General features: G+C 62.0%; 18 protein-coding genes and 2 tRNA genes. 7 read left to right on the top strand and 13 right to left on the bottom strand.

Translation table 11 applies throughout. The features are described 5' to 3' along the window. Nucleotides 1–110: 110 nt before the first annotated feature. Nucleotides 111–1,322 (bottom strand): serine/threonine transporter SstT, encoded by a 1,212-nt coding sequence (gene sstT, locus MRBLPB4O_RS17830; RefSeq protein ID WP_341796121.1) that lies wholly within the window; start codon nt 1,320–1,322, stop codon nt 111–113. Nucleotides 1,323–1,427: 105 nt separating this feature from the next. Beyond that, a complete protein-coding gene (nhaR, locus tag MRBLPB4O_RS17825) occupies nt 1,428–2,321 on the bottom strand; it encodes a transcriptional activator NhaR (protein ID WP_138736085.1) in 894 nt (297 codons plus the stop codon). 131 nt (nt 2,322–2,452) lie between these two features. Here nhaR and MRBLPB4O_RS17820 point away from each other — a divergent pair, with 131 nt between their 5' ends. Both MRBLPB4O_RS17820 and MRBLPB4O_RS17815 read left to right on the top strand, forming a co-directional pair. Next, nucleotides 2,453–2,692 (top strand): hypothetical protein, encoded by a 240-nt coding sequence (locus MRBLPB4O_RS17820; RefSeq protein WP_019473606.1) that lies wholly within the window; start codon nt 2,453–2,455, stop codon nt 2,690–2,692. A gap of 29 nt (nt 2,693–2,721) precedes the next feature. After that, the gene (locus MRBLPB4O_RS17815) at nt 2,722–3,474 is read left to right on the top strand and encodes a TerC family protein (protein ID WP_341796120.1); all 753 of its coding nucleotides are present in this window, start codon (nt 2,722–2,724) and stop codon (nt 3,472–3,474) included. Between the two features lie 61 nt (nt 3,475–3,535). Here the strand turns inward: MRBLPB4O_RS17815 and MRBLPB4O_RS17810 are convergent, their stop codons facing one another. Beyond that, nucleotides 3,536–3,712 (bottom strand): hypothetical protein, encoded by a 177-nt coding sequence (locus MRBLPB4O_RS17810; protein ID WP_016498971.1) that lies wholly within the window; start codon nt 3,710–3,712, stop codon nt 3,536–3,538. A 165-nt stretch (nt 3,713–3,877) separates the two neighbouring features. Between MRBLPB4O_RS17810 and MRBLPB4O_RS17805 the strand changes: the two genes are divergently transcribed. Next, nucleotides 3,878–4,612: a peptidase C39 family protein gene (locus tag MRBLPB4O_RS17805; protein WP_341796119.1), complete on the top strand. Its 735-nt coding sequence runs from the start codon at nt 3,878–3,880 to the stop codon at nt 4,610–4,612. A 94-nt stretch (nt 4,613–4,706) separates the two neighbouring features. On the opposite strand, the gene MRBLPB4O_RS17800 is transcribed toward MRBLPB4O_RS17805, so the two are convergent. Next, nucleotides 4,707–5,990, bottom strand: coding sequence for an FAD-binding oxidoreductase (locus MRBLPB4O_RS17800; RefSeq protein WP_341796118.1), 1,284 nt, complete (start codon nt 5,988–5,990; stop codon nt 4,707–4,709). Between the two features lie 203 nt (nt 5,991–6,193). Here MRBLPB4O_RS17800 and MRBLPB4O_RS17795 point away from each other — a divergent pair. Continuing rightward, a tRNA-Val gene (locus MRBLPB4O_RS17795) sits at nt 6,194–6,270 on the top strand. 169 nt (nt 6,271–6,439) lie between these two features. Continuing rightward, nucleotides 6,440–6,516 (top strand) — tRNA-Val (locus MRBLPB4O_RS17790). Nucleotides 6,517–6,564: 48 nt separating this feature from the next. Here MRBLPB4O_RS17790 and MRBLPB4O_RS17785 read toward each other — a convergent pair. The 4 genes from MRBLPB4O_RS17785 to MRBLPB4O_RS17770 are packed head-to-tail and all read right to left on the bottom strand — an operon-like array spanning nt 6,565 to nt 10,240. Continuing rightward, nucleotides 6,565–7,845, bottom strand: a complete 1,281-nt coding sequence (locus MRBLPB4O_RS17785; protein WP_341796117.1) for a TRAP transporter large permease — start codon at nt 7,843–7,845, stop codon at nt 6,565–6,567. Then, the gene (locus tag MRBLPB4O_RS17780; protein WP_341796116.1) at nt 7,839–8,444 is read right to left on the bottom strand and encodes a TRAP transporter small permease; all 606 of its coding nucleotides are present in this window, start codon (nt 8,442–8,444) and stop codon (nt 7,839–7,841) included. The genes MRBLPB4O_RS17785 and MRBLPB4O_RS17780 overlap by 7 nt, the downstream gene beginning before the upstream one ends. Before the next feature lie 25 nt (nt 8,445–8,469). Then, nucleotides 8,470–9,519 (bottom strand): TRAP transporter substrate-binding protein, encoded by a 1,050-nt coding sequence (locus tag MRBLPB4O_RS17775; protein ID WP_341796115.1) that lies wholly within the window; start codon nt 9,517–9,519, stop codon nt 8,470–8,472. Between the two features lie 49 nt (nt 9,520–9,568). Further along, nucleotides 9,569–10,240 carry an RraA family protein gene (locus MRBLPB4O_RS17770; RefSeq protein ID WP_341796114.1) on the bottom strand — a complete coding sequence of 224 codons (672 nt, stop codon included), beginning with the start codon at nt 10,238–10,240 and terminating at the stop codon, nt 9,569–9,571. A gap of 112 nt (nt 10,241–10,352) precedes the next feature. On the opposite strand from MRBLPB4O_RS17770, the gene MRBLPB4O_RS17765 reads away from it, so the two are divergent. After that, the gene (locus MRBLPB4O_RS17765; RefSeq protein ID WP_016487907.1) at nt 10,353–11,252 is read left to right on the top strand and encodes a LysR family transcriptional regulator; all 900 of its coding nucleotides are present in this window, start codon (nt 10,353–10,355) and stop codon (nt 11,250–11,252) included. A gap of 78 nt (nt 11,253–11,330) precedes the next feature. Here MRBLPB4O_RS17765 and MRBLPB4O_RS17760 read toward each other — a convergent pair whose 3' ends face one another. Genes MRBLPB4O_RS17760 through MRBLPB4O_RS17740 form a run of 5 tightly spaced genes read right to left on the bottom strand, consistent with a single transcriptional unit; the run spans nt 11,331 to nt 15,828 of the window. Next, entirely contained in the window at nt 11,331–12,131 is an 801-nt protein-coding gene (locus MRBLPB4O_RS17760; RefSeq protein ID WP_341796113.1) for an aldolase/citrate lyase family protein, read from the bottom strand. An 18-nt stretch (nt 12,132–12,149) separates the two neighbouring features. Then, nucleotides 12,150–12,953, bottom strand: a complete 804-nt coding sequence (locus MRBLPB4O_RS17755) for a carbon-nitrogen hydrolase family protein (RefSeq protein WP_341796112.1) — start codon at nt 12,951–12,953, stop codon at nt 12,150–12,152. Nucleotides 12,954–13,004: 51 nt separating this feature from the next. After that, entirely contained in the window at nt 13,005–14,000 is a 996-nt protein-coding gene (locus MRBLPB4O_RS17750) for a TRAP transporter substrate-binding protein (protein ID WP_341796111.1), read from the bottom strand. 29 nt (nt 14,001–14,029) lie between these two features. Next, the gene (locus tag MRBLPB4O_RS17745) at nt 14,030–15,313 is read right to left on the bottom strand and encodes a TRAP transporter large permease subunit (RefSeq protein WP_341796110.1); all 1,284 of its coding nucleotides are present in this window, start codon (nt 15,311–15,313) and stop codon (nt 14,030–14,032) included. Beyond that, a complete protein-coding gene (locus tag MRBLPB4O_RS17740; RefSeq protein WP_341796109.1) occupies nt 15,313–15,828 on the bottom strand; it encodes a TRAP transporter small permease in 516 nt (171 codons plus the stop codon). Before MRBLPB4O_RS17740 ends, MRBLPB4O_RS17745 begins: the two co-directional genes overlap by 1 nt. A gap of 329 nt (nt 15,829–16,157) precedes the next feature. Between MRBLPB4O_RS17740 and MRBLPB4O_RS17735 the strand changes: the two genes are divergently transcribed. Continuing rightward, nucleotides 16,158–16,727, top strand: coding sequence for an SPOR domain-containing protein (locus MRBLPB4O_RS17735; protein WP_063426967.1), 570 nt, complete (start codon nt 16,158–16,160; stop codon nt 16,725–16,727). Nucleotides 16,728–16,896 lie beyond the last annotated feature (169 nt).

Genomic DNA, 16,896 nt, shown 5'->3' with positions numbered 1-16,896 from the left:
CCCTGTCTCATTACTGGGGAAAGGCCACTAGCCTAGGTAATGCGCCTGGCTTAAGCAATCACTGGCATCATTGCTTGCCTGCAAGGGGCCGCACAGCGGCCCCTTGGCCTTCAAGCGCTACGCCGCTCTTCGGCTTGGCAAGCCGCCGCTGTGAACAGCACATCGGTCGACGAATTCAGCGCCGTCTCGGCCGAGTCCTGCAACACACCAATAATGAAGCCCACCGCCACCACCTGCATGGCAATTTCACTGGGGATGCCGAACAGGCTGCACGCCAGTGGAATCAGCAGCAGCGAGCCCCCGGCCACGCCCGAAGCACCGCAGGCGCACACCGCCGCCACCACGCTGAGCAGCACGGCCGTTGGCAGGTCCACCGGGATACCCAGGGTATGCACCGCAGCCAGGGTCAGCACGGTGATGGTGATGGCCGCGCCGGCCATGTTGATGGTTGCGCCCAGCGGGATCGACACTGAATAGGTGTCTTCATGCAGGCCAAGGCGCTCCGACAGTGCCAGGTTGACAGGGATGTTGGCCGCCGAGCTGCGGGTGAAGAACGCGGTAATGCCGCTTTCGCGCAGGCACAGCAGGGTCAGTGGGTAGGGGTTGCGGCGGATTTTCCAGAACACGATCAGCGGGTTCATCACCAGCGCCACGAACAGCATGCAGCCGATCAGCACAGCCAGCAGGTGCAGGTAGCCGAGCAGTGCGTCAAGGCCAGACTGGGCAAGCGTGGAGCTGACCAGGCCAAAAATGCCCAGCGGGGCGAAGCGGATGACCACGCGCACGATCAGGGTCACGCCGTTGGACAAGTCCTCGACCACGGTACGGGTGGTTTCGCCAGCATGGCGCAGGGCCACGCCCAGGCCGATTGCCCAGGTCAGCACGCCGATGAAGTTGGCGTTGAGCAGGGCATTGATCGGGTTGTCGACCGCGCTCAGCAGCAGGTTCTGCATCACCTCGGTGATGCCGCCCGGCGCGCTCAACGTTGCCTCGCCAGTGCTCAGCACCAGGTTGGACGGGAACAGCATGCTGGCAACTACAGCCACCACCGCTGCGGCGAAGGTGCCCAGCAGGTACAGCCAGAGGATCGGGCGGATGTGGGTTTCCTGGCCGTGGCGGTGGTTGGCGATAGACGCCATGACCAGGACGAACACCAGTACGGGCGCCACGGCTTTCAGGGCGCTGACGAACACCTTGCCGAGAAAGGCCATGTCGCGGGCGATGGCGGGCGCGAGCAGGGCAAGGGCGATGCCGGCGAGCAGGCCGATGACGATCTGCGTCACCAGGCTGGTGCGGTTGAGGAGGCGGAGAAGGGGGGTCATGTGCAGCGGTATCTCGGAATCTGGAAAGGGCGCGACTTTACCATAGAGTACTTGTGGGGCTGTTGCGGCCTGTTCGCGGGTAAACCTGCGAACAGGCCGTCGCAATCACCAATGAAACAACTCCCGACGCGCCCCCTCGGTAATCGCCACGATCCCCGGGTGCTTGACCTTGCGTTCCACCGAAATGGCATAGAACGACTCGTGCACGGCCTCGGTCTGGCCGATCAGCGTCACGCCATACTGGCGGCACACTTCTTCGGCGATCACGCTGGGGGCAACGAAAATGCCGCTGCCCGACTGGCCGAACGCCTGCATCAGGGCACTGTCATCGAACTCGCCGACGATGCGTGGCTGCACCTGTTGCTCACTTAGCCACCGTAGCAAGCGGCTGCGCACTACGGTTTCCTGGCCGGGCACCAGCAATGGCGCATCCTGCAGGCAGGCGGGGAAGGGGCCGTCAAGGCGCTGTGCCAACGCCGGGGTAGCGAAGAAGCTTAGCCCGCACTCGCCCAGCTTCTGGCTATAACCCTTGATGTCCAGGTTGCTGGGCATGGGGCTGTCGGAAATCACCAGGTCCAGGCGCTGGATGGCCAGGTCTGCCAGCAACCGCTCAAGTTTGTCTTCGCGGCAGTTGATGCGCAGCACTTCATCCAGCTCCATGGTCGGTGCCAGCAGGCGGTAGACGATGGATTTGGGCACCACGTCGGCCACCCCCACGCGGAACAGGATCTGCTCCTGCGGGCCTGCCCGCAGCATGGCTTCCAGCTCGCCGCCGATCTGGAACATCTGCTCTGCATACACCAGCGCCTGGCGGCCGGTCTCGGTCAGCTCCAGCTGCCGGCCGGCGCGCTGGAACAATTCAAGGCCGTAGGTTTGCTCGAACAGGCTTATTTGCCCGCTGATGGTCTGCGGTGTGAGGTTCAGCTGCTCGCTGGCACGGGTGATGCTGCCGGTCTTGGCCACGGCCCAGAAGTAATGCAACTGGCGATAATTGAGCACCGTTGGTCGTCCCGATTCGTAAAAACCGAAGTATACGCCATGAAAATACGAATTTTCCTGAACTATTCGCGTCTCTAGAATGCACCGCATCAGGCGCCATGCGCCGCCGGGATATTTCAAGCGAGGACACCATGCTGCAACTCAAATCCATCGGTACCCCATTGGTGCTGGCTTTGGCCCTGTTTACCCTGGCAGGCTGCGACCAGGCCGAGAAATCCGCCCAGCAGATGCTCGACCAGGCCGCGCAGTCGGCCAAGCAGGCCATCGACGACACCAACAAGGCCGCCCAGCAGGCGTTGAACGAGGCCATAGGCGGCGAAGGGCAGAAGCCTGAGGATGCCGACAAGAAAAAAGACACCCAGGAAATCTGACCCTAAACCGCCGCTGCAGGATTTGAACAATGGAATACTTGCTGGAACTCGCCGCTAGCCCCACCGCCTGGATTGCCCTGGCTACGCTGGTCGCCATGGAAGTCGTACTGGGCATCGACAACCTGATCTTCATCTCCATCCTGACCAACAAACTGCCCGTGGAGTACCGTTCCAAGGCACGACGTATCGGTATCAGCATGGCGTTGGTCATGCGCCTGGCCTTGCTCAGCACGGTGGCCTGGATCGTACAGCTGACCGACCCGGTGTTCGAAGTGTTCGGAAACGCCTTCTCCTGGAAGGATGTGATCCTGATTGCCGGTGGCCTGTTCCTGCTGTGGAAGGCGACCAAGGAAATCCACGAAAGCGTTGACCCGCACGGTGCGAAGGAAGAAGCCAAGGTCGGTTCGACCATTACCCTGGGCTTTGCTGCGGCAATCTTCCAGATCCTGCTGCTGGACATCGTCTTCTCGGTCGACAGCATCATCACTGCTGTGGGCATGACCGAGCACTTGCCGATCATGATCATTGCCGTGATCACGGCAGTCATCGTCATGATGGTGGCCGCCGACCCGCTGGCCAACTTCATCAATGACAACCCGACGGTGGTCATGCTGGCCTTGGGCTTCCTGATCATGATCGGCATGACGCTGATCGCCGAAGGTTTTGGCGCTCATGTACCGAAGGGGTATGTGTATGCGGCCATGGCGTTCTCGACCGTGATCGAGATGCTCAACATTTTTGCTCGCCGGGCGCGATTGAAGCGTGAGGCGGCTGAAGGTTGATGTAAAGAAGGTTGATGCAAAAGGCGGGGCGCATTGCGCCCCGTTCGCGTTTTCTGAAGTCTTAATGCACCCCGGCTGGCCGCCGTGCCCGGCGCACAGGTTGCGGCTTGGCAGGGGCCTGCGGTGGCAGGTGGTGGTGGGAATGGCGCCGCACGATGCGCAGTACGCCCCACAGCATGGCGGCTGCAACGCTTAGCCACATGCCTACCAGCATGAAAATTGCCATGGTCAGGCTCATCTGTGCCTCCATCTCTACGGCAAGCGCTCGATTGGCCAGCGCTGCCTTCCAGACACTGCTTTAGTCTAGCCCTTCGCCTGTGACGTTCCATCGAACAAAGGTCTATCTCTGAGTCCGATTCGCTCCAAGCCGCTGTCGGACTATACCCGCGCCGCTGTCGGACCTATGATCGGTGGCCAGAGCCGGGCGCTGCCTGCCTGGCGTTGGAACAAGCGAGTGTCCATGCAGCAACATTCCATCAAAGCTGCCCCACGGCGGCTGTTGGTCGCCTGTCTGATGGCGGCCACCTTGGCCGGCTGTGCCAGCGCACCGCCTGCCAACCTCAAAGGCCTGCCGCAGCGGGTCGAGATCAGCAGCGTGCCGTTCTACCGTGGCAACGCCAACCACAGCGGTGCCATGGCGCTGGCAGCGGTGCTGTCGCAACAGGGCGCACCCATCACTCCGGGCCTGCTGGACAAACCGTTGAACCTGCCACAGGGCGCCGAAGCGCTGGACACTGGCATCCCTCGCGTGGCGCGGGACTATGGCATGGTGGTGTACCCGTTGGACAAACAACTGGACGCACTGCTGGCCCAGGTGGCGGCGGGCAACCCGGTGTTGCTGCGTTACGAGGAGGGTTCGGCCTGGTGGGGTGAGCCACGTTATGCGGTGCTGATCGGCTATGACCGCTACAAGCAGCGTGTACTGCTGCGCTCGGGCATGCACCGGCGGCAGGTGATGGCGTTCGATGACTTTGCATCGGCGTGGGCGAAGCAGGGGAGTTGGGCGGTGCTGGTGCAGCCACCGCGGCAGTTGCCGGCCCAGGTGGACCGCCAGCGGTGGTTACAGGCTGCGGATGAACTGGCGCGGGCGGGGCAGGAAATTGCGGCGAAGCAGGCTATCAGCAGCCTGAACAAATAGCGGTGCCAGCTCCCACAGGTAGCGCACTGGGTTCGACGCCTGTGCGGTACCTGTGGGAGCTGGCTTGCCGGCGATAGGGCCAGGCCTGCTTACATCAGAAGCCCAGGCGATCGCGCAGGCTGTAGTACCAGGCGCCAATGGCGCTGAACGGCACACGCAGCATCTGGCCACCCGGGAACGGGTAGTGCGGCAGACCGGCGAAGGCGTCGAAACGCTCAGCCTGGCCGCGCAGGGCCTCGGCCAGCACTTTGCCCGCCAGGTGGGTATAGGTCACGCCGTGGCCCGAGCATCCCTGCGAGTAGTAGATGTTGTCGCCGATACGGCCAACCTGTGGCAGGCGCGACAGGGTCAGCAGGAAGTTGCCGGTCCAGGCGTAGTCGATCTTCACGTTCTTCAGCTGCGGGAAGGCCTTGAGCATCTTCGGACGAATGATCGCCTCGATGTTGGCCGGGTCACGCGCGCCGTACACCACGCCACCACCGAAGATCAGGCGCTTGTCGCTGGTCAGGCGGTAGTAGTCGAGCAGGTAGTTGCAGTCCTCGACGCAGTAATCCTGCGGCAGCAGGGTACGCGCCAGCTCTTCGCCCAGTGGTTCGGTGGTGATCACCTGGGTGCCGCATGGCATGGACTTGGCGGCCAGTTCCGGCACCAGGTTGCCCAGGTAGGCGTTGCCGGCGACGATGATGAACTTGGCGCGCACCTTGCCTTGTGGGGTGTGCACGACCGGGTTGGCACCGCGCTCGATGCGGATTGCCGGGGTTTGCTCATAGATGATGCCGCCCAGTGACTCGACCGCAGCAGCTTCACCCAGGGCCAGGTTCAGTGGGTGGATGTGGCCGCCGCTCATGTCCAGCATGCCGCCGATATAGCTGTCGCACGCGACCACTTCACGGATGCGCTTCTGGTCCATCAGCTCGAGCTGGTTGTGACCGAAGCGTTCCCACAGGCGCTTTTGCGATTCCAGGTGGCCCATCTGCTTGCTGGTGATGGCGGCGAACACGCCACCGTCTTTCAGGTCGCACTGGATGTTGTACTTGGCCACGCGCTCACGAATGATGCGCCCGCCTTCGAAGGCCATATGGCCCAGCAGTTGCGCTTCCTTGGGACCGACGGTGCGTTCGATGACGTCGATGTCGCGGCTGTAGCTGTTGACGATCTGGCCGCCGTTGCGGCCCGATGCGCCGAAGCCGACCTTGGCCGCTTCGACGATGCTCACCTTGAAGCCGTTCTCCAGCAGGAACAGGGCGCTGGAAAGGCCGGTGTAGCCGGCGCCGATGATGCACACATCGGTTTCCACCTCACCCTGCAGCGCCGGACGTGGCGGCACCGGGTTGGCCGAGGCGGCGTAGTAGGACTGGGGGTAGGGGGTGTTAGCCATGCTGCAGGAACCTCGTGTTTTATATTTTTAACGAATGTACCGATGCTATCAATAATAATAAACACCCGCTAGTCGTCTGGTGAAAATCCTTTACGGCGGACCTGCCAGCGCCTCTTTATATAAAGAGTTTAAGATTCAGTAGGTTAGCTCGAAAAAAAGTGTTGACAGGGTTTTTCTAATGCGTAGAATGCGCACCACACGACAGGCACATAGCTCAGTTGGTTAGAGCACCACCTTGACATGGTGGGGGTCGTTGGTTCGAGTCCAATTGTGCCTACCAAATCGAAGAAGGGGTGATCCGAAAGGGTCATCCCTTTTTTCATTGTCCATTTCGCGGGCATCGAAACCGCGGTATGGGCAGGCAGCGCTCATATTCGAAAGTTTTTGATTTTTCTCAAAAAAAAGCTTTACAGGTACGCATTGCATCACTAATATGCGCACCACACGACAGGCACATAGCTCAGTTGGTTAGAGCACCACCTTGACATGGTGGGGGTCGTTGGTTCGAGTCCAATTGTGCCTACCAAATCCCAAAAAGGGCGATCAGAAATGATCGCCCTTTTTGCATTTTCCGCTAGAACGCCTTTGGCAGCCACAGCGCCAGTTGTGGAAAGGCAATCAGCAAGCTGATCAGCACCAGCAAAGCCAGGCAGAACGGCAGCGCGCCATACACCACGTCCATGAAGTTGCCGCGGCCACGGATGCTCTGCACCACGAAAAGGTTCATGCCGAACGGCGGGGTGATCTGGCCCATTTCGCACAGCACGATCAGCACCACCCCGAACCACAGTGGGTCAAAGCCCAGGGCGACGACGATCGGCACGATCAGCGGCGCCGTGGTGATCAGCATCGCCAGGGTGTCCATGAAGCAGCCGAGCACGATATAGAACACGATGATCGCCAGCAGCGTGGCCGTAGGTGACAGGTTCAGGTTGGTGACGAAGTTGACCAGGGTGGTGGTCAGCCCGATGGACGCCAGCACGAAGTTGAGGAAAAACGCCGACAAGGTGATGAAGATGATCATTCCGGTGGTGCGCAACGTGGCTTCGAAGGCCTGGCCCAGGCTTTGCCAGGTGAGAGCCCGGCGCCACAGGCCCAAGCCCAAGGCGCTGAGTACCCCCAGTGCCGCCGACTCGCTGGCAGTGGCAAAACCGCTGTAGATCGAGCCGATCACCAGGGCGAAGATGGCCAGTGGCGGCAGCAGGTCGGGGATGCAGGCCAGGCGTTCTGCCCAGCGGGTGTGTTCTTTGCGCCCACCCAATTGCGGGCGCACCAGGCAGGCCAGCACGATCAGTGCGACGAACAACAGGCTGAGGATGATGCTGGGGATGGTTGCAGCCAGATACAGCTTGGGCACCGACACGTTGGCGATCAGGGCGAACAGGATCATGTTGATCGATGGCGGAATCAGGATGCCCAGCGTGCCGCCAGCGGCGATTGAGCCCAGGAACAGCGGGGCGTTGTAGCCTTTGCGTTCCTGCTCCGCAATGGCCAGGGTGGAAATGGTTGCGGCGGTTGCCACGCTGGAGCCACTGGTGGTGGCAAGCAGTGCGCTGGCGCCGATGTTGGAGTTCATAAGGCCGCCCGGCAGCCAGGACAGCCATTTCTCGACCGCCTGGTACATGCGCCCGGCCACCCCCGAACACACCAGCAGTTCACCCATCAGTATGTATAGAGGGATGGACACCAGCAGGAACTCGGCGCTGGTGTTCCAGGCGATTTCGCCCATGGCATTGCTCAATGGCAGGGTCGAGAACAACTGCGACAGCGACATCCCCAGCAGGCCGATACTGACGGCGGCGGCCACGCTCAGCGCCAGCAGGGCCAGCAGCAGGAACAAGGTGATGCTCAGCATGGCGTGTGCTCCTTGGCGGTGTTGGCCGCGGGGTGCAGCTCTTGTTCGATTTCCTGCTCGACCGTGTTGATACCGATCAGTGCACTGACCGCCCCCCAGCGCCCGCGCAATAAATGCCCCAGGCTCACCAGCGCCAGGCTGAGCAGGGTCAGGGCGAAGAACAGGTAGCCGGCAAACCAGATGGATTGCGGTATCCATTGCGGCACTTGCAACGGCGTGTTGGACACTGAGCGGTATTCGATGGAGTCCTGCAGCACATTCCAGGCGTGAAAGGCCAGGGTGCTGACCAGCACGGCCATGCAGGCCAGGGCGAACAGGTCGAGCGCCACCCGTGGCTTCAGGCCAAGGCGAGCGTAGAGGATGTCGACGCGGATGTGTGAGCGCTTGAGCAAGGTGACCGGAAACGCCCAGGCGCTGGTGACTGCCAGAACATAGCCGGCAATCTCATCGGCGCCGCCCATGGAGATGCCCAGGGTCTTGCGCAAGATCAGGTCGATGCCAATCAGCAGGGCGCAGCCGAGCAGGGCAAAGCCACCTACCCAGGTGCTGGCCTTGGCGATGGCGGTGATGGCCGCCAGGCCGGAATGGGCCGTATTCATCACTGTCTGCTCCGAGGTAAAGGGCTTATGGGGCCAGGCGCATGCCGATGGCACGGCCTGCGCTGGCATTCCATTGCTCGACACAACCGGGGCCGCAACGCTTGCCCCAGTTGTTGGCGATTTCCAGCGCCGCCTGGCGCACGCGCTGCTGTTCTTGCGGGTCGGGTGCCGACGCGCTCATGTGCGCCGGTTGGTGGATCTGGCAGTCGGGGCTGCCGACATTGCATGCCTTGGCGTAACGGTTTTCCCTGGCCGTCTCCTGCCACAGGGCATCTTCCAGCACCTTCGACTGCGCCTGCAGCAGTTGCTGCACCTCAGGCGGCAACTGTTGCCAGCGCTTGAGGCCGATGCCATAGAAGCCGACCGACCAGTCCACCGGCAGGTCGTACAGGTACCCGGCCACGTCGTACCATTTGGCGGCGTTGCCCGAGCCGATGCCGGTAATGGCGCAGTCGATGACGCCGGTCTGCATGGCGGTCACCACTTCGGCAAAAGGCAGGGTGACCGGGGCAGCGCCAATGGCCTTGACCAGTTCGGCCATGTTGCGCCCGCGCGTGCGGATTTTCCGGCCCTTGAGGTCGGCCAGCGATTGCACGGGCGCGCGGCAGAAAAACACCTGCGCAGTGTACGGCACGGTGGCCAGCAGCTTTATGCCATGGCGCTCGGCCATACGCTGTTCCAGCACCGGCTTGTAGGCGTCGGCAATGCGGCGGGCGGTGCCGATGTCGGCGGCCATGCCCGGCAGGTCGATGCCTTCGAAGGTGGCATCGTCACCGGCGACGAATGCGAACACGCCCATGCCGATGTCTACCGCGCCAAAGCGCATCAGGCGGATGATTTCCGGGCCCTTGAGGCCGCTCTCCGACAGCCCCAGCAGTTGGGCGGTGACCTTGCCGTGGGATGCGGTGGGCAAGGTGTTGGTCCAGAACGGCTGTTCGACGGCGCGGAACGTGTAGTTGTGGCTGCCGCCACCAATCACGTTGAAACGGATTTGCGGGTAGTCCTGCGCCTGTGCGGCCGGGCTGCCCATCAGCGCCCCAAGCGCCAGCGGTATGAGCCGGGAGATGAGCTTCACGGTAGTCCTCTTGTTGTTGTTCAGGAGCTACTTCGGGTACGGTCTGGCGCTATTGGCGAGGGCGGGTCGCCGCCTCGATGGTCGACCGCGACCCGACGATATCGGGAAACTTCTCGCCCTTGGCCAGCCGGGCGAGGGTGTGCTTTTCGTTGCGCTGGAAGTCGATTGCCCGTTGCGCCAGTTCTACCACCTTGCCTGGGCGCAGGAATACGATGCCGTTCTCGTCCGCCACCACGGCGTCGCCCGGGTGCACGATGACCCCGCCGCACTGGATGGCAGTGCAGAACTCGCCTTCGTGGCCGATCACCCGCGTGGTGATGGCACTGGCACCGCGTGACCATACCGGTACGCCGTGCTCGCGCAGTTCGCCAAGGTCGGTGACATAACCGTCGACAATGATCCCGGCTACCCCGGCCTGCTTGGCGGCGTAGGCCATGGCCCCACCCAGCGCGGCGGTGATGCGCTCGCCGCATCGGTCCACGACGAGGAAATCGCCGGGGCGTGCGCAGCCCATGGCGTAGTGCAGGATGCCACCGTCATTGCCGGGCATGCGTACGGTTACGGCGGTGCCCACCGCCCGTACATTCTGCAAGTGTGCCTTGATTTCCGGGTGGGGTATGCCGTGGGTAATGAAATGGCCGATAGTTGCCGGTTCGGCATTGATCAGTATTTCAAGTTCGTGGGCGTTAACCGGGGTAGGTAGAGCTTCGATGATATACATAGGGAGTTGTTGTTATGCCGGATGCTTTTTCGAAGGGTTTCGGTCATCCTAACAAGCGCCCTGAACGGTCGATAATAAAAATCCGTAAGCAGTAGCCGGAGCAGTTTTTATCATGCGTATCACGCTGATGCAGATCGAGGCATTCTACTGGACCGCCCGCCTGGGCGGTGTGCACGCGGCCTCACGGCATCTTCACCTGACGCAACCTGCGGTGTCGGCGCGCATAAAGGAAATGGAGTCGTTGCTGAGCGTCAAGCTGTTCGACCGCAGCAAGCAGCGTATGAGCCTCACCGCCGACGGCCACACGGCGCTGCGCCATGCCGAACTGGTATTGAACAACAGCACGCAGCTGGAGCAGTTCGCTGCCCAGCAAAAGCAACACCGGCGCCTGCGCCTGGGTGCAGACGAGTGCTCGGCCATGGTCGGGCTGACTGCGGTAATAAGCGAAATCAAGGCGCACTTCCCGGAAATCACCCTGGAAATCACCATCGATGTGGGCGCCGCGCTCAACCGCAAACTGAACGATCACGAACTGGACATCGCCCTGCTGACCAACCCGGCCACACGCGAGGATGTGACCGATGTGTTCCTTGGCTGGATGACATTTCAGTGGGTGGCGGCGCGGCACCTGGAGATTGCCGACGGGCCGTTTCTGCCGCAGCAGGCGCGGCAGTATTCGATCGTTACCCACAGCGCGCCGTCGACATTGTATTCGGTGGTGGACCGTTGGTTGCAGGAAAGCGGCTCGGCGAGCCACGCTTTTCATTCCAGCAATTCGCTGGCGTTTATTGCCAAGATGGTATCGGCGGGGCATGCCATTGGCATATTGCCGGTGCCACTGATTCGCGACATGTTGGCGGTGGACATGTTGAAGACATTACCGTGCGACCCGGCGATCCCTGCGGCAAAGTTCTGCCTTTCCTACTTGACTGAACGGCCGGACATGCAACTGGGTGAACTGGTATCGATCATTCGGGCGACACTGGTAAAGCAGAACTTTCTGGTGGATTAGTCGCGCGCCCGCAGGCACCGTAGCAGCCCGAAAACTGCGCGGTGCCTGCAGGCGCCGGTTGTGTGGCGTGTCAGTCGGTCAGGTGAGTGCCTGTTTTACTGTAGCGATATGTTGCCCGGCCTGGTTGAGCCATGACAGATCGCTGCCCATCAGCAGCATGTCGCTGCCCATGTCCAGCAACCGCCTGGCGGTGACCCGGTCGGCCGGAAAGCACGGCACCATCACGTTGATCGAGCGGGCATGGCATTTCTCGATCAGCAACTGCAAGCGTTGCAGCACCTCGGGGTTGCCCAGGCGGTAGTCGACCGGCAACCCGCGTGAAAGTGAGTAGTCCGCCGGCCCGAAGTGCACCGCATCGATCCCTTCCACATCGAGAATCTCATCGATGTTGTCGAAAAACTCATAGCTTTCGGCCATGGGCACGATCACGCTGCGGTCGTTTTCTGCCTGGGTGTAGCGCGCCCAGTCGAAACCTGGCCCGGCGAACCCGGCCGAGCGCACCGAGCTGTCGCCACCGCGGCGTCCCAGCGGCGGGAACTTGCTGTAGTGGATGATCTGGCGCATCTGCGCGGCGTTGTGCACTTGCGGCACGATCACTCCGGCAGCGCCCATTTCCAGGGCCTTGCGTATATCCCATTCCAGCGTGCCCCGTACCCGTACCAGGCTGGGGATTGCAGCGCTGCTGGCGGCCAGCAGCAGTTTTTCCATGTGGCGGTCCACGCCCAGCGCGGTGTGCTCGGCGTCTATGAAGACGAAATCCAGGCCCCAGTTGCCGGCCACCTCGATGGCCATGCAGGCGGTGCTGTAGATGTTTATGCCGAAGGTGGCACCGCGCGCCATGCGGGCCTTCAGCAAGGTGTGTGTGGTGCTTTGGTTCATGTTCGATACCGCCTTGGGTCAGATGCGATAGGTTTCGGGCAGCCGGTCGCGGAACGGGTGCACTTCGAATATGCCCGGGTCACGGATCAGCGACTTGTTGCGTGCCTTGGCCAGGTCGATCTCGGCGGTGTACACACCGTCTTCCAGGCCGGCGCGCACCAGGGTTTTGCCGGACGGTTCGATGATGTGGCTGGTGCCGATGAACTGCATGCCCTCGTCCATGTCGTTGCGGTTGGGAGCAACGAAGTACACCATGTTTTCAGCGGCGCGCACGGTGCTGAAAATGTCCGGCAGCATGCGCGCCTGTTCTGGCCAGGCAGCAGGCAGTACGACGATGTCGGCGCCTTCCAGGGCCAGGGTGCGTACCACTTCGGGGAAGCGGATTTCGTAGCAGATGGCCAGGCCGATGCGGCCGATGTCGGTATCGAACACAGGCGCTGCCCATTCGCTGGGGCGGTCGGTGAAGCGGTCGCCGATCATGAACGGCAGGTGGCGCTTGCGGTGCAGGCCGATGATGCCCTGCGCGCCGATCAGCGCAGCCGTGTTGTACACCGAGCTGGCGTGCCGCTCGTAGAAGCCGACCACGATCAGGATGCCGGTCTGCGCCGATACCTCCAGCAGTGGCGCCAGGGCGTCGAGGCTGATGGCGCCGCGCTCGAGGTCTTCACGGCTGTCGAACGCGCCGCCAGTGATCAGGCATTCGGCAAAGGCGATCAGCCGCGAGCCTTGTGCAGCGGTCTGGCGTGCCAGCGCGGCAACCTTGTCGACGGTCAGGGCCGGGTTACCGGCCACCGGGTGAATCTGGGCTACGGAGATTTTCATGCTGTTCCTTGATGGCAGTTGAAAGGCGCCGCAATGCGCGGCGCGAGGGCGTCACTGTGGCTGGTAACCCATGGCCTGGTAGACCTTGCTGACCAGTTCGGGATTGATCTGTGCGGCGTACTTGTCGACCACGGGGCGGATTTTGGCCTGGATGCGCGCCACCTCTTCGGGCGGCAGCTGGTTGACTTGCATGCCCGCGCCCTGCAGGTCGGCGATGGCCTTGCTGTCGGCCTCCCGGGAGATGCGCCGTTGTTCCAGACGCACTTCCTGGGCAACTTCGGTCAGCAGTTGCTGCTCGTCCTTGTTGAGGCTGTCCCAGAACGTCTTGCTGATCAGCACGATCTGCGGGTTGTAGTTGTGCCGGGTCAGGCTCAGGTACTTCTGCACCTCGTTGAAGCGCGAGGCGAGGATCAGCGCCGCCGGGTTTTCCTGGCCGTCCACGGTGCCGGTCTCCAGCGCCGTGTGCACCTCGGTGAAAGGAAGCGGCGTCGGGTTGGCACCGAGTGCCGCCCACACGTCGAGGAACAGCGGCGATTGCTGGGCGCGAATCTTCAGCCCGGCGATGTCTTCCAGCTTTTGCACCGGCCGCGCATTGTTGGTCAGGTTGCGCTCGCCCAGCTCCCAGAACGCCAGGCCAACCAGGTTTTTCGCCGGCAGCTGGTCGGTGAGCATCTTGCCCACCTCGCCGTCGAGCATGGCATCGACCTTGGCGGTGTCGGTGTACAGGAACGGGAAGTCGAGGATGCCAAAGTCGGTGACGTGGTTGAGCATCAGCCCGGCGTTCCAGGTCATCATTTCCACCACGCCACCCTGCAAGGACGACAGCACCTGCACGTCGCCGCCCAAAACACCGTTAGGGAAGGTGCGTACCTTGATCTTGCCTTCGCTGCGCGCCTGAACCTTCTTGGCGAACAGTTCCATGCCGATGGCCGGTGGCGTGCCCTTGGGGCTGGTAGCGGCGAACTTGATGACGCGGGCATTGTAGTCGGCGGCCATGCTCAAGCTGCTGGACAGCAACAGGGCGGTGATGAGGGCGAGTTTCTTCATGGACAGTACCTTTATTGTTATAGGGGAGATCAATGCCCGAACCACTGGGCGGGAACGGTGACCAGTTCGGGGAAGATGACCAGCAGGGACAGCACGATGATTTCCGCGATCAGGAACGGGAACGTGCCTTTGAGCAGTGCCTCGTAACGCATGCGACCGATGCCGCAGACCACGTTGAGCACCGTGCCCACCGGCGGGGTGATCAGGCCGATCGAGCAATTGATCATGAACAGCACGCCGAAGTAGATCGGGTCGATGTTCGCAGCGGTCACCACCGGTACCAGGATCGGCGCGAGCAGCAATACGGTGGGGGTGAGGTCCATGACCATGGAAATCACCAGAATCAGCAGCATCAGCACTACGATCAGCAGCCGCGGGTTGTCCATCACTGGCTGGATCAGGTCGATGATTTGCCCGGGGATATCGGCGATGGTGATCATCCAGGCCGGGATCGAAGCGGCAGCTACCAGGAACATCACGGCAGCGGTGGTCTTGCCGGCGCGCAACAGCAGTTCGTTGAGCGACTTGAGGCTGAGCTCGCGGTAGATCAGCGACGACACCAGCAGGGCATAGACACTGGCCACCGCACCGGCCTCGGTCGGGGTGACCACGCCAAAGCGCAGGCCGACGACGATGATCACCGGCAGCATCAGCGCCCAGAAGCTGTCAACCAGGGCCTTGAGGCGCTCCTTGCCGCTGGCCTTGGGGCTCAGCTCCACATCGTTGTTACGCCGCGACATCAGCCACCAGGCCACCACCAGTGCGGCGGCGATCATCAGGCCCGGGGCGATGCCGGCAAGGAACAGCTTGGTGATCGACAGCCCCGAAGCCACGCCCAGCACGACGAAACCGATGCTGGGTGGAATGATCGAACCCAGCACCGACACCGATGCGATCAGGCCCCCGGAGCGGTTACGGTTGTAGCCGGCGATGACCATCATCGGCAGCAACAGGGCGGTCAGCGAGGCGGCGTCGGCCAAGGCCGAACCGGACAGGCTCGACAGCAGCACGCCGGCAAAAATGGTGACGTAGCCAAGCCCGCCGCGCAGGTGGCCGACCAGGGTGATGGCCAGCTTGATGATGCGGTTGGACAAGCCGCCGCTGTTCATTACCTCGCCAGCGATGATGAAAAGCGGAATTGCCAGCAGCGGGAAGCTGCCCGCCGAGTTGATGATGTTCTGCGCGATGATCTGGCCATCGAACAGGCCCAGCAGCCACATCAACGCCACGCCGCAGAGGATCAGGGCATAGGCGATGGGGGCGCCGATCAGGATGGCGGCCATCAGGACGCCGACGAAAACAGACAGGGCCATTATTCGACTGCTCCGTCATTGAGCGAAGTTTCGGTCTGGGCGGGCGTCGGGAGGTTGCCCGTGAGGTTCCTGACCAGTTGGGTGCAGATCAGCAGTGCGCTGAGGATGCAGAAGACCAGGCCTGCGCCGTAGAACAGCGCCATGGAAATACCCGTGGAGGGAGCGCCGACATGCAGGTTGATCAGGGTCTGCTTCCAGCTGCCGTGGAGAAACAGCCAGGTCACATAGAGCATCAGCAGTTGCGTCAGTGCCAGCAGGCAGCGGGCCACGCCAGGCGAGACGCGGCGGGTGACGATGTCGACGCCGATGTGGCCGTGTTCGTGCAGCATCAGTTGCGCGCCAGCAAACACCAGCCAGACAAACGCCAGGCGGGAAATCTCTTCGCTGAAGAACAACCCCGAGTTGAAGCCATAGCGCAGCACGACGTTGGTGAAAATCAGGCAGGTGATGCCGACCAGGCAACCTACCACCAGCGTCTTGAGGATGATGAAGTAAGCATCGACCAGGGTTTTCATGGCGCCTCCTGGGGCAGAACTGCCCAGGAAGCGCCAAAAGCGCCCGGTGCGATCATGCGGACGCAAGCATCCACCTGTATGTATGAGCGGGACATGGGTTCACCTTTATTATTATTCGACATACGTCGTCGTATGACTGCCCCGATTCTTGTACGAAATTCCCGGTTTGCGCTGCCTCAAGTTTTTTATCAGCGGGATAAGAAATGGCGATCAGCGCCGCCGTCGATGGTGTCGTCCGATGACTTGGTTGCAAGGTGTAACGTATGGTCGCGGTCCTTGCGCGGGGCCCTCGTGCTAGAATCCGCCCCTTCGAATCTGGAGGTACACGCGTGCGCAAACTGGCTGTGGTAATGGCAGTGCTTGCCTTGGCGGGCTGTGAGAACGAGGTGGAAGGCGTGCACAAGCAGGTGGCCGAACACCTGCACAACCCCAAGACCGCCAAGTTCGGCAACGTGCGGATCGACACCCAGGGCACCATCTGCGGCCAGGTCCGCGGCAAGGACGATGCCGGGCAGTACGAAGCCTACCGCAGCTACGTGGCCATCAAGCGCGACGGCCAGTACGACATCATCGTCGACGACACCGGCAACAACCTGCGCATCCGCGAAGTGTGCGGCGGCGCCGACCTGCAACGCCGTGCCGATGCACTGGCTGGCCAGCCGGCCCCGGAGGGCTGGGATGTGGAGGTGATCCAGGGCGCCAACATGGGCGCGCTGAGCGACATGACCGCACGGCTGATCGAAAAGGGCATCCCCTCTTCGGTGGAATACCGCAACGGCAAGCCGGTGGTGCTGATGGGGCCGTTCCCTAGCCGTGAAGAAGCGCAAGCCCGCAAGGACGAAGTGATGGCCAAGCTGGGCACCGATTCGGTGGTTATCCAGCACGGCGCAGCCCGCTAGAACTGCAGCAGTGGGTGGGAGGCCGGAGCCTTCGCGGCACCTGTGGGAGCGGGCATGCCCGCTCCCACAACATTTGCCTTCATAAGGCCGCGCCAACCGGGTGTGTGTAGCTTTGTCAGGCGTGAGTTAGACATTGTTCACACAAGTTTGGCTATGCTTGGGTGGAAGA

Origin of the sequence: Pseudomonas sp. LPB4.O (genome assembly GCF_038383825.1) — a bacterium.
Classification (GTDB): Bacteria; Pseudomonadota; Gammaproteobacteria; order Pseudomonadales; family Pseudomonadaceae; genus Aquipseudomonas; species Aquipseudomonas putida.
This window is presented reverse-complemented; position numbering and strand designations above follow the sequence as displayed.

Bases quoted from the DNA above. Each gene is read 5' to 3' on its own strand.
- MRBLPB4O_RS17805 (WP_341796119.1), top strand. From the start codon at position 3,878: ATGATCGGTGGCCAGAGCCGGGCGCTGCCTGCCTGGCGTTGGAACAAG.
- MRBLPB4O_RS17760 (WP_341796113.1), bottom strand. From the start codon at position 12,131: ATGAACCAAAGCACCACACACACCTTGCTGAAGGCCCGCATGGCGCGC.
- MRBLPB4O_RS17785 (WP_341796117.1), bottom strand. From the start codon at position 7,845: ATGCTGAGCATCACCTTGTTCCTGCTGCTGGCCCTGCTGGCGCTGAGC.
- MRBLPB4O_RS17755 (WP_341796112.1), bottom strand. From the start codon at position 12,953: ATGAAAATCTCCGTAGCCCAGATTCACCCGGTGGCCGGTAACCCGGCC.
- MRBLPB4O_RS17750 (WP_341796111.1), bottom strand. From the start codon at position 14,000: ATGAAGAAACTCGCCCTCATCACCGCCCTGTTGCTGTCCAGCAGCTTG.
- MRBLPB4O_RS17740 (WP_341796109.1), bottom strand. From the start codon at position 15,828: ATGAAAACCCTGGTCGATGCTTACTTCATCATCCTCAAGACGCTGGTG.
- MRBLPB4O_RS17810 (WP_016498971.1), bottom strand. From the start codon at position 3,712: ATGAGCCTGACCATGGCAATTTTCATGCTGGTAGGCATGTGGCTAAGC.
- MRBLPB4O_RS17745 (WP_341796110.1), bottom strand. From the start codon at position 15,313: ATGGCCCTGTCTGTTTTCGTCGGCGTCCTGATGGCCGCCATCCTGATC.
- MRBLPB4O_RS17770 (WP_341796114.1), bottom strand. From the start codon at position 10,240: ATGTATATCATCGAAGCTCTACCTACCCCGGTTAACGCCCACGAACTT.
- MRBLPB4O_RS17780 (WP_341796116.1), bottom strand. From the start codon at position 8,444: ATGAATACGGCCCATTCCGGCCTGGCGGCCATCACCGCCATCGCCAAG.
- MRBLPB4O_RS17765 (WP_016487907.1), top strand. From the start codon at position 10,353: ATGCGTATCACGCTGATGCAGATCGAGGCATTCTACTGGACCGCCCGC.
- MRBLPB4O_RS17815 (WP_341796120.1), top strand. From the start codon at position 2,722: ATGGAATACTTGCTGGAACTCGCCGCTAGCCCCACCGCCTGGATTGCC.
- MRBLPB4O_RS17820 (WP_019473606.1), top strand. From the start codon at position 2,453: ATGCTGCAACTCAAATCCATCGGTACCCCATTGGTGCTGGCTTTGGCC.
- MRBLPB4O_RS17800 (WP_341796118.1), bottom strand. From the start codon at position 5,990: ATGGCTAACACCCCCTACCCCCAGTCCTACTACGCCGCCTCGGCCAAC.
- sstT (WP_341796121.1), bottom strand. From the start codon at position 1,322: ATGACCCCCCTTCTCCGCCTCCTCAACCGCACCAGCCTGGTGACGCAG.